Here is a 12355-nt window from a genome sequence, read left to right as displayed (position 1 = left end):
CTGGGCCTTCGCCCGTCAGGGCGAACGCCGACACCCTGCGTCAACTAGGCGCCCTTCGACCGCTCCGGGGTCCGCTCGGCCAAGGATGCCATCAGGTCGGAGAAGCGGTCGCCCTGGATCATGATGTGGTCCCGAAGCAGGCGCTCCGCCCGGTCGCCGTCCATCTTCACGATGGCGTCCACCACGGCCTCGTGCTCGGCGAGCGAACTCGCGACCCGGTTCATGACCTGGAGCTGGATGCGCCGGTATGGCTTCAGGCGGCGGTGAAGGGCCGCGCACTGCTCGATCAGGAAGGCATTGTGGCTCGCCACGTAGATCGCGTGGTGGAACCGCTCGTTCTCATAATAGTAGGCATCGGTGTCGGCGGTCTCCGCCGCGCGCCGGCACGCCTCGTGGGTTTCCATCAGGTTCCGGCGGTCGGCGTCGGTCTGGCGCCGCGCGGCGAGCCGACCGGCCATTCCCTCCAGGCCCGCCATCACTTCGAACATCTGGACCAGACGCTCCGGCCCGACCTCCGTGACGATCGCGCCCCGGCGCGGTCGGATCTCGATCAGGCCCGCCGACGCCAGTTGGAACAGGGCCTCGCGGACCGGTGTCCGCGAGACGCCGAACCGCGCAGCCAGGGTCGTTTCGTCCAGCCGGTACCCCGGCGGCATGGCACCGGTCAGGATTTCGTTTTCGATCCGGTCCCTCAGCTTGAGCGGTGGTTCGTCCGGGTCTCGCCCAGTCATGTCCACATAAACCTCATTCTTGTATACAAGACCTGTTGACTTTGTCTACAGGATCGCGCTTCATAATGCACACCGGCGCCGATCGCATACAAGACCCCTGTGTGGAGGAAGAACCATGCGAATGCCAGCAAAGCTGATGAGGCCCGCTCCATGAACACGAGCACTTCCTTCCTTGGCGACCTGATGGTCTCGATCGCGGATCGTGGCCGGTCGCTGCTCGGCCGCAGCGGCTCCACCGGCGGCCCCGTGTCGCCCGCCGATCTCGCCACCCTGTGCGAGGCGCTGCTCAGCGGGCGGGGCGAGGCATCCGGCGTGGCGCTGGCAGGCGAGATCCTGGCCCATTGGCGAAAGCTGGACTCGGACGCGCGCCGCGCCTTCCTCATCCTGCTGGCGGAACGTTTCGGCCCCGACAAGGCCAGGCTGGAGCGCGCGATCGAGGGCTACCATGCGTCGGGGGACGCCAAAACCATCCTGGCCCTGCACAAGGCGGCGGAGCCACGGCGGCAGGAGGTGATCCGCCGCCTGAACCTGGCGCCGTGCGGGACGGAGGCGCTGGTCCGCATCCGGGAGGAACTGACCCGCCATCTCGGCAGCCACCCGGATCTCGCCGCGCTGGACGCCGACTTCGTCCACCTGTTCTCGTCCTGGTTCAACCGGGGCTTCCTGGTGCTGCGCCGGATCGACTGGACGACGCCGGCCAACATCCTGGAGAAGATCATCCGCTACGAGGCGGTCCATACGATCCGGGACTGGAACGACCTGCGCCGCCGGCTGGAGCCGACCGACCGCCGCTGCTTCGGCTTCTTCCATCCGCAGTTGGTCGACGAGCCGCTGATCTTCGTCCAGGTAGCGCTGTCCAAGGACATTCCGTCGGCCATCGGAACCCTGCTGGCCGAGGATCGCCAGCCGATCCCGGCGGACGAAGCGACCACCGCGGTCTTCTATTCGATCTCGAACTGCCAGGAAGGACTCCGCGGGGTCTCCTTCGGCAACTTCCTGATCAAGCAGGTGGTCGAGGACCTGAAGCGGGAGCTGCCCGGCCTGACGACCTTCGTCACCCTGTCCCCGGTCCCGGGTTTCGCCGGCTGGCTGGCGCGCGAACGGGCGGACGGGGCTTCGACGATGCTGACCTCCGATGACAGATCCACGCTGGAGGCGCTCGACCGCCCGGGCTGGCACACCGATCCCGCCGTCCGCGACAAGGTCCAGGCGGTGCTGACCCCCGCCGCCGCCTGCTATCTGCTCAAGGCGAAGTCGCCGTCGGGCAAGCCGGTCGATCCGGTCGCCAAGTTCCACCTGGGCAACGGCGCCCGGCTGGAGCGCCTGAACTCCCTGGGCGACCTGTCGGAGCGCGGCCTCCGCCAAGCCCACGGGCTGATGGTCAACTACTTGTACAAGCTCGACGATATCGAGACCAACCACGAGCGGTTCGCGGCCCAGGGCGAGGTCGTCGCCTCCAGCGCGGTCCGCAAGCTGCTGCGCGCCGACACGCAACCGCAGAAGCAGGCCGGCAAGGCCCAAACGAAAGTTCCCGCAGGTAAAGGTTAGAGCGATGCCAAACCATCTGTTCGCGCTGATGCGCGACCGCATGCCGGCCGATGACCGGACCTTCATCGAAACGCCCGCCGTCGAAGAATCCGGAAGCCCCTCCCGGGTGATGACGTACGGCGACGCGGTGGCGCTGTCGTCGCGCATGGCGAACCTGCTGATCCGGCGCGGCGTCCAACCCGGCGACCGGGTCGCGGTCCAGCTGGAAAAGAGCGCGGAGGCCATCGTCCTGTATCTCGCCTGCCTGCGCGCCGGCGCCGTCTATCTGCCGCTCAACACCGCCTATACCCTGACCGAGCTGGATTACTTCCTGGGCGACGCGGAACCGCGCGTCGTCGTCTGCGCCCCTTCCGCCAGGGAGGCCCTGGAGCCTCTGGCCCGGTCGAAGGGCGTGGCGGCGGTCGAGACGCTGGGCACCGACGGGACCGGATCGCTGATGGACGGTGCCGCCGCGTGCGGGACCGGCTTCACCGACGTGGAGCGCGGCCCCGACGATCTCGCGGCGATCCTCTATACCTCGGGGACGACCGGCCGCTCCAAGGGCGCGATGCTCAGCCACGACAACCTCGCGTCGAACGCGCTGACCCTCGCCGGGTCCTGGCGGTTCTCGCCGGACGACGTGCTGCTCCACGCGCTTCCGATCTTCCACACCCACGGCCTGTTCGTCGCCACCAACGTCACCCTGATGGCCGGCTCCTCGCTGATCTTCGTGTCGCGGTTCGACGCCGACACGATGCTCCGGCTGATGCCGCGCGCGACGGTCATGATGGGTGTTCCGACCTTCTATGTCCGCCTGCTCCAACATCCGGGACTGACCCGCGACGCCGTCTCCCACATGCGCCTGTTCGTCTCCGGCTCGGCCCCCCTGCTGGCCGAAACCCATGACGCCTGGGCCGAGCGGACCGGCCACCGCATCCTGGAGCGGTACGGCATGACCGAAACCAACATGAACACCTCCAATCCCTATGACGGCGACCGGATCGCCGGGACGGTCGGTCCCGCCCTGCCCGGCATCACCGTCCGCGTGACGGAACCCGACAGCGGGCGGCCCCTGCCCGGCGGCGAGATCGGCATGATCGAGGTCAAGGGACCCAACGTGTTCAAAGGCTACTGGCGCATGCCGGAGAAAACGGCGGCCGAGTTCCGGCCGGACGGGTTCTTCATCACCGGCGACCTGGGCAAGATCGACGGGAGCGGCTACGTCCATATCGTCGGTCGCGGCAAGGACCTCGTCATCACGGGCGGCTACAACGTCTATCCCAAGGAGGTCGAGGTCGAGATCGACGCGCTGCCGGGCGTGGTCGAAAGCGCCGTGATCGGCGTTCCCCATGCCGACTTCGGCGAAGGCGTGACGGCCCTGGTCGTCCGCAGGCCGGGCGCGGACATCGACGAGCGCGCGGTCCTCCAGGCCCTCGAAGGCCGGCTCGCCAAGTACAAGCAGCCGAAGCGAGTCCTCTTCGTCGACGAACTGCCCCGCAACACCATGGGCAAGGTGCAGAAGAACCTGCTGCGCGACGCCAATAAGGATCTCTACGCCCGCGCCAAGACGGGCTGATCCGGGCTTCGAAGCAAGAACCCAGATTGAATCCGAGGAAACGTTCAAATGGTCATCTACGGAGTTGCACTCCTGTCGATCTGCATGCTCGTGGGCATGGTGATCGGCGAACTTCTCGGCATGGCGATCGGCGTCCAGGCCAATGTCGGCGGCGTCGGCATCGCGATGCTCCTGCTGATCCTGGCGACCGACTACCTCAAGAAGGATTTCCGGCTGGACCAGTGGTGCCAGCAGGGCATCGGCTTCTGGAGCGCCATCTACATCCCCATCGTCGTCGCCATGGCGGCCCAGCAGAACGTGGTCGCCGCCCTCAAGGGCGGGCCGGCGGCGGTTCTGGCGGGCACCCTGGCGGTGGTCGTCAGCTTCGCGCTGGTCCCGGTGATCACCCGGATCGGCCAGCCGCGCGAGAAGGCCGGACGGGCCGACCCCGTGGCGGTCAAGGGCGGGGAGTGATCGGCCATGCTTGAGACCCTGGGCGATATCCTCGTCAAGAACGGCCTCGTCACCGCCTTCGCGGTGGTCGGCGCCACCATCTGGATCTCCTACTGGCTTTCGGCCAAGCTGACCCGGGGCTGGCTGCACGGGTCCGCCGTCGCCATCATCCTCGGGCTGGTCGCGGCCTATTTCGGCGGGATCATGACCGGCGGAAACAAAGGCATCGCCGACGTGCCCCTGCTGGCCGGCATCGGCCTGATGGGAGGCGCCATGCTGCGCGACTTCGCGATCATCGCGACCGCCTTCGGCGTCAGCTTCGGCGAGATCCGGAAGGCCGGCCTCAGCGGCGTCGTGGCGCTGTTCGCCGGAATCATCGTCTCCTTCGTGGTCGGCGCCGCCGTCGCCATGGCCTTCGGCTATTCCGACGCGGTCAGCATGGCGACCATCGGGGCCGGAGCGGTGACCTACATCGTCGGCCCCGTGACGGGCGCCGCCCTCGGCGCCAGCTCCGACGTGATGGCGCTCAGCATCGCCGCCGGCCTGATCAAGTCGATCCTGGTCATGATCGGGACGCCCTTCGTCGCCAAGAGCATCGGGCTGGACAATCCGCGCTCGGCCATGGTGTTCGGCGGGCTGATGGGAACCACCAGCGGTGTCGCCGGCGGCCTCGCCGCGACCGATCCGAAGCTGGTCCCCTACGGCGCCATGACGGCGACCTTCTACACCGGGCTGGGATGCCTGATGGCGCCGTCGGTGCTGTTCATCGCGACGCGCGCCCTGGTCGGCTGACGGCGGGGCCAAAGCGGCTTGACACCGATGCCCCGGATCGTGCCTCTGGTCAAAGCACGATCCGGGACCAGTTCTGTTAAGCTCCTGCGCCGCACCAACGATCAGTTCGAAGTTCCCGATGCCCACTCTCTCCGGAAGCCGCCGCTTCCAGCAACTGCGTACGCTCTCGGGACTCGTGCTGTTCGCCTATGTGCTGATGCACATGCTGAACCACTCGCTGGGCCTCGTCTCGCTCGAGGCGATGGACCGCTGGCGCTTCCTGCTCTCCTGGCAGTTCGCCGGCGGTTGGATCGTCGTCCTGACGGCGGCGGTCGTCCATACCCTCCATGCGCTCTGGTCGCTGTACGACCGGCGGGTGATGCGGATGCCGGCTTGGCAGCTGATGCAGCTTCTGCTCGGGCTCGCCATCCCGTTCCTGCTGATCGAGCACGTGCTGGGCACGCGGGCGGTTGCCGAACTCTACGGCGTGCAGCCCAGCTACGCCCTGGTCCAGCTGACCTACTGGCGGCTGGCGCCCCACCTGGGCATCCTGCAAAGCACGGTCATGATCATCTCCTGGGTCCATGGCTGCGTCGGGCTGCATTTCTGGCTGCGGCTGCGGCCCTGGTACCGGTCGGTGGCGCCCGGGCTCTTCACCCTGGCGGTGCTGGTCCCGACCCTGGCGCTGCTGGGCTTCGTCGTGTCGGGACGGGCACTGCTGGTCGAGACGGCGGACGGCGCCGCGATCGCCGAAATCCTCAAGGCGGCGCAGGTCCCCGGGCCGACCTCGGGCGCCTTCGTCGGCAAGACGGCCCTGTTCTTCCGCTACGGCTTCGCGGCGCTGATCGCGGCCACCTTGTTCGCCCGGGGTGTCCGCAACCTGCTGTCGTCACGGTTCGGGACGATGACGCTCAATTACGCGGACGGTCCGACCGTAACCCTCCTTCCCGGCGCCAGCATCCTGGAGATGAGCCGGGCCTACGGCGTTCCGCACGCTTCCGTCTGCGGCGGACGGGGCCGCTGCTCGACCTGCCGCGTCAGCGTCGGACAGGGGCGCGACCGGCTGCCGCCGCCCTCCTCCGCCGAACAGCGGGTGCTGACCCGGATCGGCGCGGCGGCCGACGTCCGCCTCGCCTGCATGGTCAGGCCGAAGCACAGCCTGACGGTGCGTCCGCTGATGCCGCCGGCCTCGACGCCCGAGCTGGCGCTCCAGCCTTCCACCCACCTGGAGGGCCAGGAGCGGGAGATCGTGATCCTGTTCGCCGACCTCCGCGGCTTCACCAGCCTGTCGGAGGCGCGGCTGCCCTACGACGTCGTCTTCGTCCTGAACCGCTATTTCGAGGCCGTCGGGCAGGCGGTCGAGAGCAACAACGGCCATATCGACAAATTCATCGGCGACGGCATGATGGCGCTGTTCGGCATCGACGACGATCCCGTCAGGGCTGCGAACGACGCGCTCGCGACGGCCCGAGCCATCGCCGAGCGCATCGACCGCCTCAACCGCGACCTGGAACACGACCTGCCCAACCCGCTGCGCGTCGCCATCGGCATCCATGCCGGAACGGTGATCCTGGGCGAGATGGGCTACGGCCGCGCCCGCTCCTTCACCGCGATCGGCGACCCGGTCAACACCACCTCCCGGCTGGAACAGATCGCCAAGGACAACGAGGTCGAGCTGGTGGTCAGCCGCGAGGTCGAGGCACGGGCCGGCATCGACCTGGGTCGGCACCCCCTGCAGTTCGTCCCCGTCCGCGGCCGGAAGGCGACGCTGGAGGTTCGGCTGATCCGCTCGGCCGGCACATTGGGGGCGTTGCCCGTCGCCTGACGCCCGTCAGTCCTCGCCCGCGGCCGGACGGGGCGCGGCGAGGGTCGCGAGCGCCGCCTTGCCCGACGAGACGGGCTGGGCCGGCGCCTCGGGCCATTCGGGCGCCGGCTCGGGTCCGAGCCGGTCGTCCTTCAGCCGGCCGACCACCCGGAAAGCGACGACCACGGCGGCCAGACCGAAGACGAGGGCGCCGGCCGCCTGGCCGATCACGATCCCCTGGGCGCCTCCCGCCCAGGCGCCCAGGGTGACGAAGGGAATCGTGCCCAGGGTGGCCCGGCCCCAGTTGAAGCCGGTGGACAGCAGCGGGAATCCCAGGTTGTTGAAGGCCGCGTTGGCGACGAACAGGCAGCCGATGAACAGGAACCCGCCGGCGGTCAGCGTGCAGAACAGGCGCACGATGTCCGCCGCCACGCCCTCGACCGAGAAGGCCTGGACGAGCAGGTCCTGGCCCAGGAACAGGACGAACCAGACCGCCGTGACATAGGTCAGCATCACGGTCAGGCTGGCCCGCAGGGTCTCGCGGATGCGCCCGAAGATGCGGGCGCCCAGGTTCTGGGCGAAGATCGGCCCGACCGCGCCGCTCAGGGCGAAGATCACGCCGAACGCGACCGGCACGACCCGGTCGACGATCGCCAGCCCGGCCACCGCCGCGTCGCCGAACCTCGCCATGGAGAAGGTCACGTAGGCCGAGGCGACGGGGGTAGCGACATTGGTCAGGATCGCCGGCCCCGCGACCCGGAACAGCGCACGGGCATCCCGCGGGAGCGCCACCATCGAGGGGCGCCCGACCAGCCCGTGGACCGTGGACGCGCCGTGCCACCCGATCGCGACCAGGACGCAGCGGGACAGCAGCGCCGCGATCGCGGCCCCCATCAGGTCGAGGTCGAAGCCGAAGATCAGGATCGGGTCCAGCACGGCCGTCGCCGCGCCAGCGAACAGGGTCACGTTCATGGACCGCCGGGCATCCCCGACGGCCCGCAGCAGCGCCGAGCAGCACATGCCGACGCCGAGCAGCGGCATGGTCGGCGAGACGATCGTCAGGTAGGTTTCGGCGAACCGTTTGGTCTCCCCCTGGGCTCCGAGGGCCGACAGGATGAGATCGAGGAACGGGACCGTCAGCGTGCCGACGGCCAGGGTCACCGCCAGCATCACGACGAGGCTGGAGCCGGCGAGCCGGCGGGCCTCATCCCGGTCGCCGGAGCCGATCGCCCGGGCGACGATGGCGCCGGTGCCGATGGTCAGGCCGATGCACAGCGAGATCTGGAAGAACAGGATCGTCCCGGCAAATCCGACCGCCGCGGCCAATTCCCGGACGCCAAGCATGGAGATGTAGAACAGGTTCGCCAGATCGACCGCGAAGACAGCCATGAGGCCGACCGAACCGGTGGTCGTCATCACCACGACGTGACGCAACGGCGATCCCGACGTGAACTTGGCCGCCTGGGCCTGACCTTTGCCGGAAGCGGCGGCCATGGATCCTGTCCTTCGTTGTGCAAGGATCGGCAATATGCCGGAAAAGCAAGCTATACCGTTTCGCGTAACCTGTCGTGATCGGTCTCTGCTGATATGCCGAGACAGAGGTGTGTGGCAATGGCGGCCAAAAATAGGTATGCTCCGTCCTTCGCCCTCTCTTGAGATCCGACGCCTCCGTAACATCCAGCAAAAAGATTCATGCCACTGGTCAACCACACTGCGCGGGCTTCATCGCCTGCCGGCGCCCCGGTTCCCTTTGCCGAAGAGGACGTATCCCGCGTCTTCGACCAGAAAACCCTTCAGCGTGCCCGCGGGCTCCTGCTCGCCGGCGCTGCGCGGCTTCTGCCTGCCCGGGAGCACATCGCCGCGACGGTGACGGACCTGGGCCGGACCCATACGGTGATGGTGGTGCCGTCGCATCGCAACCAGCGCGTCAGCCTGGAGCGGACCTGCACCTGCGGACGCTCCACCTGCGCGCACATGGCGGCCGCGGCGCTCCTGGCGCTCGACAGCCGGCCGGAGTGGCGGCGGCCGGTGCAGTCGTCCTTCCTGGACCGGGGCCCCGCGCCCAAGGCGCAGCCGGCGCCGGAGCCTGCCCCCACAGGGACTCCCACCGGGATACCGCTGGCCTACTGGACGTTGGAACCGGGCCAGGGCGAGAACGCCCTCTACGTGACCGCCACCCTGACGGTCGGCGGCGGCCCCGAACGGCCCGCCACTCCGCGTCAGGTCGTCGACCACGCCGCCGGGATCGAGCAGGCCGGGCCTGACCGGACGGTCGCCCGCCTGCTGGGTGCCGGAGCGCTGGTTCGCACCCCGGTACCCAAGGGCAAGGCCGATGCGGTCGACAAGCTGCTCCGCTGCCTGCTGGCGACCGGGCGGGTGCGGTGGCACAGCGGCGCCTCCCTGGTCGCCGGTCCCAAGCGCGTGGTGCGCGCCTTCCGCGACCCGCGGACCGGGACGGTGAGGCCGACCGGCCTGCCGGAGGGGGGAGCCCTGATCAAGGGCCTGGGCCACTGGTGCGTCGACCCCGGCGCCGGGCAGATCTGCGCGGTCGATCTCCAGATCGTGACCATGCCGAAAGCTGCGACGCCGACGCCCCCTGCGAAGCCGGAGCCCCAGAAGCCCCGCATCGTGGCTCGCCGGTCGGCCCAGCGAACCCCGGCGCCCCGGATGGTGCCGTCCGACGCTCCGTCCCGCCCCACCCGCTCCGACCCCGCCGTCATCGTCGAGCGCAGCCCCAGGATCACGGCCCGCCTCGGCCGCGTGGTGTCGGCCGGCGAGGGCATGATCGACATCCTGCGGCTGTCGTTCGATTACGGCGATCCCGGGCAGTCGGCGGAGATCGAGGCCGACGACCAGCGCCAGTTCGCCCGGATCGAGACGCCCGACGGGTCTCCCGTGTTCGCGCGCCGCGACAAGGCTGCCGAGCAAGAGGCCATGGCGCGTCTCGCCCGCATCGGGTTCGCCCAGCTTCGGATCGACCCGCCGAAGGGATCGCTGGACGACCGCGGCACGCGGGTTCACCGCATGACCGGCAAGGACCCCGACGCCGCGTGGCGGGCGTTCTTCACCACCCAGATGCCGGCGCTGGAGGCCGAGGGCTGGACCATCCATATCGGCTCCGACTTCGGCACCCGCATGGTCGAATCCGCCGGCGACGTCGCGATCACCGTGCGCGACGCCGGCGAAGGCTGGTTCGACATGGAGGTCGGCGTCGAGATCGAGGGGCAGCGCCGTTTCCTGCTGCCCATCCTCGCCCGGCTGATCGACCGGGGCGGCATGGCCGCGATGCGGGTGATCGACGGGCAGGCCCATGTCATGCTGGAGGACGGCAGCGTGCTCGCCGTTCCGGCCGACAGGATCAAGCGGCTGTTCAGCGTGCTGGAAGCCATGCTGGAGACCGGGCGGCGGTTCGAGGAGAAACTGCAGGTGCCGATCGGCGAGGCGGACCTGCTGGTCGACATCGACGACCTGGTATCCCGCCGGCCCGACGAAAGCGCCCAGATCGAGGCGTTCCTGCGCAAGCTGGGCGAGGACGAGACCCTCCCCGAGGTGAAGGCGCCGGCCAGCTTCCGCGGCGACCTGCGGGACTATCAGCGCACCGGCCTCGCCTGGCTCCAGCGCCTCGCGGCCAACAAGGTCGCCGGCATCCTGGCCGACGACATGGGCCTGGGCAAGACCGCGCAGACGCTGGCCCACATCGCCCTGGAGCACGAGAGCGGCCGGCTGGAGGACCCATGCCTGGTGGTGGTCCCGACCAGCCTGGTGCCGAACTGGGTCAACGAGGCGAAGCGCTTCACGCCGCACCTCCGCACGCTGGTGCTTCACGGCCTCGACCGGCACGAGCGCCGATCCGAGATCGCGTCGGCCCAGATCGTGATCACCACCTACGGTGTGGTCGCCCGCGACATGGACCAGATGACGGAGTGTTCCTGGCATCTGGTCGTGCTGGACGAGGCGCAGGCGATCAAGAACCCGGATTCCCGTTCCACCCGCGCCGTCTGCGCCCTCAGGGCGAAGCACAGGCTGTGCCTGTCGGGCACGCCGGTCGAGAACAACCTGGGCGAACTGTGGGCCCAGTTCGCGTTCCTCATGCCCGGGCTGCTCGGTGACCGTAAGGACTTCCAGAAGCGGTTCCGGACGCCGATCGAGAAGCGCGGCGATGCGACGCGCGCCGGCCTGCTGCTGCGCCGGACCCGGCCGTTCCTGCTACGCCGGACCAAGTCGGAGGTGGCGAAGGAACTGCCGCCCAAGACCGAGGTGATCCGGCATATCGAACTGGACCAGGAGCAGCGCGACCTGTACGAGACGATCCGCCTTTCCGTCCACGAGAAGGTCCGGACGGCGATCGCCAACAGCGGCCTGTCCGCCAATGCCATCACGGTGATCGACGCGCTGCTGAAGCTGCGCCAGGTCTGCTGCGACCCCCGTCTGGTCAAGATCCCGGCGGCCGCTGCCGTGGGGGAAAGCGCCAAGCTGAGCAGCCTGATCGAGATGGTCGGCGAGATGGTGCCGGAAGGACGCCGCATCCTGATCTTCTCGCAGTTCACCTCGATGCTGGAACTGATCAAGCCGGAACTCCGCAAGGCCGGCATCGCCTTCGTCGAACTCACCGGGGCGACCCGCGATCGAAACGAGCCGGTCGAACGGTTCCAGCGCGGCGACGTGCCGGTGTTCCTGATCAGCCTGAAGGCCGGCGGGCGCGGCCTGAACCTGACCGCCGCCGATACGGTGATCCATTACGATCCCTGGTGGAACCCGGCGGCCGAGAACCAGGCGACCGACCGGGCGCACCGGATCGGGCAGGACAAGCCGGTCTTCGTCTACAAGCTGATCGCCGCCGACACGGTGGAGGAGCGGATCCTCGAACTCCAGCGCCGCAAGGACAACCTTGCCGCGGCGACGATCGAGGGCACCGCCCTCTTCAGCACCCTCGGCACCGGCGACATCGACTACCTGTTCGGGGAGGCCGACGAGGAGGAATGAGCGGGCTTGACCAAGATAATCCTGGCCGACATTCCGCCGCACGTGTAGCTTGCGCCGATCTCCTCCAGCCTTCAGTTCGATGACCGGGATCCGAGCACGCCGATTTCCGTCAGGCCAAGGTTTCAGAGCCGTCGCTCTGGCGCTGGTGCTGTGCCTGTTGTCGGCCTTCTGCTGGACGGGGTACTCGTCCGCGCCCGGTATCGCCGCCGCGAGGAGTTCCGCGCCCTTCGACGGAGCCGCCGGTTCGGGCGGCGGCGATACCGGTGCCGGTGAAAAGTTCTACCTGCCCCGGCAGATCTTCGTAGAGGCTTCCCGAACGGCCCTGCGCGACCCGCCGATGCCGGAACCGGTCTTCGCCATCCTGGTGACGATCGCCTTCATGGCGGCCGGGGTCCTTGTCCGGGTCCCGGTGCGCCCGTCCGAACCGATCCCGGCACCGGGCATCGGCCGGGCAAGCCCACGCATTCCCACAGGCCCCCCCGTCGCCGGCTGACAGCCTTCAAGACTCCACCATCGCTGCAATGCCTGGAT

General features: G+C 68.9%; 9 protein-coding genes. 7 read left to right on the top strand and 2 right to left on the bottom strand.

The window, feature by feature from the left end:
• Nucleotides 1–44 precede the first annotated feature (44 nt).
• Complete coding sequence (locus JL101_RS11230; RefSeq protein WP_228435406.1) at nt 45–731, bottom strand: GntR family transcriptional regulator; 687 nt, start codon at nt 729–731, stop codon at nt 45–47.
• A gap of 150 nt (nt 732–881) precedes the next feature.
• Between JL101_RS11230 and JL101_RS11225 the strand changes: the two genes are divergently transcribed.
• The 5 genes from JL101_RS11225 to JL101_RS11205 all read left to right on the top strand — a co-directional run bounded on the left by JL101_RS11225 (nt 882) and on the right by JL101_RS11205 (nt 6862).
• The gene (locus JL101_RS11225) at nt 882–2279 is read left to right on the top strand and encodes a malonyl-CoA decarboxylase (protein WP_203095139.1); all 1398 of its coding nucleotides are present in this window, start codon (nt 882–884) and stop codon (nt 2277–2279) included.
• Between the two features lie 4 nt (nt 2280–2283).
• Nucleotides 2284–3834, top strand: a complete 1551-nt coding sequence (locus JL101_RS11220; protein ID WP_203095138.1) for a malonate--CoA ligase — start codon at nt 2284–2286, stop codon at nt 3832–3834.
• 48 nt (nt 3835–3882) lie between these two features.
• Nucleotides 3883–4287: a malonate transporter subunit MadL gene (madL, locus tag JL101_RS11215; protein WP_203095137.1), complete on the top strand. Its 405-nt coding sequence runs from the start codon at nt 3883–3885 to the stop codon at nt 4285–4287.
• Nucleotides 4288–4293: 6 nt separating this feature from the next.
• Nucleotides 4294–5058: a malonate transporter subunit MadM gene (gene madM, locus JL101_RS11210; RefSeq protein ID WP_203095136.1), complete on the top strand. Its 765-nt coding sequence runs from the start codon at nt 4294–4296 to the stop codon at nt 5056–5058.
• A 118-nt stretch (nt 5059–5176) separates the two neighbouring features.
• The gene (locus JL101_RS11205) at nt 5177–6862 is read left to right on the top strand and encodes an adenylate/guanylate cyclase domain-containing protein (protein ID WP_203095135.1); all 1686 of its coding nucleotides are present in this window, start codon (nt 5177–5179) and stop codon (nt 6860–6862) included.
• A 6-nt stretch (nt 6863–6868) separates the two neighbouring features.
• On the opposite strand, the gene JL101_RS11200 is transcribed toward JL101_RS11205, so the two are convergent.
• Entirely contained in the window at nt 6869–8335 is a 1467-nt protein-coding gene (locus JL101_RS11200) for an MATE family efflux transporter (protein ID WP_203095134.1), read from the bottom strand.
• A 198-nt stretch (nt 8336–8533) separates the two neighbouring features.
• On the opposite strand from JL101_RS11200, the gene JL101_RS11195 reads away from it, so the two are divergent.
• Together JL101_RS11195 and JL101_RS11190 are read left to right on the top strand one after the other, a co-directional pair.
• Entirely contained in the window at nt 8534–11824 is a 3291-nt protein-coding gene (locus JL101_RS11195) for a DEAD/DEAH box helicase (protein WP_203095133.1), read from the top strand.
• A 157-nt stretch (nt 11825–11981) separates the two neighbouring features.
• Nucleotides 11982–12317 carry a hypothetical protein gene (locus JL101_RS11190; protein WP_203095132.1) on the top strand — a complete coding sequence of 112 codons (336 nt, stop codon included), beginning with the start codon at nt 11982–11984 and terminating at the stop codon, nt 12315–12317.
• The last annotated feature ends 38 nt before the right edge of the window (nt 12318–12355 follow it).

Source organism: Skermanella rosea, from assembly GCF_016806835.2.
Classification (GTDB): Bacteria; Pseudomonadota; Alphaproteobacteria; order Azospirillales; family Azospirillaceae; genus Skermanella; species Skermanella rosea.
The sequence above is the reverse complement of the archived record's forward strand: the minus strand, read 5'-3'. Positions and strand labels throughout refer to the sequence as shown.

Bases quoted from the DNA above. Each gene is read 5' to 3' on its own strand.
- JL101_RS11200 (WP_203095134.1), bottom strand. From the start codon at position 8,335: ATGGCCGCCGCTTCCGGCAAAGGTCAGGCCCAGGCGGCCAAGTTCACG.
- JL101_RS11230 (WP_228435406.1), bottom strand. From the start codon at position 731: ATGACTGGGCGAGACCCGGACGAACCACCGCTCAAGCTGAGGGACCGG.
- JL101_RS11195 (WP_203095133.1), top strand. From the start codon at position 8,534: ATGCCACTGGTCAACCACACTGCGCGGGCTTCATCGCCTGCCGGCGCC.
- madL (WP_203095137.1), top strand. From the start codon at position 3,883: ATGGTCATCTACGGAGTTGCACTCCTGTCGATCTGCATGCTCGTGGGC.
- JL101_RS11225 (WP_203095139.1), top strand. From the start codon at position 882: ATGAACACGAGCACTTCCTTCCTTGGCGACCTGATGGTCTCGATCGCG.
- JL101_RS11205 (WP_203095135.1), top strand. From the start codon at position 5,177: ATGCCCACTCTCTCCGGAAGCCGCCGCTTCCAGCAACTGCGTACGCTC.
- JL101_RS11220 (WP_203095138.1), top strand. From the start codon at position 2,284: ATGCCAAACCATCTGTTCGCGCTGATGCGCGACCGCATGCCGGCCGAT.
- madM (WP_203095136.1), top strand. From the start codon at position 4,294: ATGCTTGAGACCCTGGGCGATATCCTCGTCAAGAACGGCCTCGTCACC.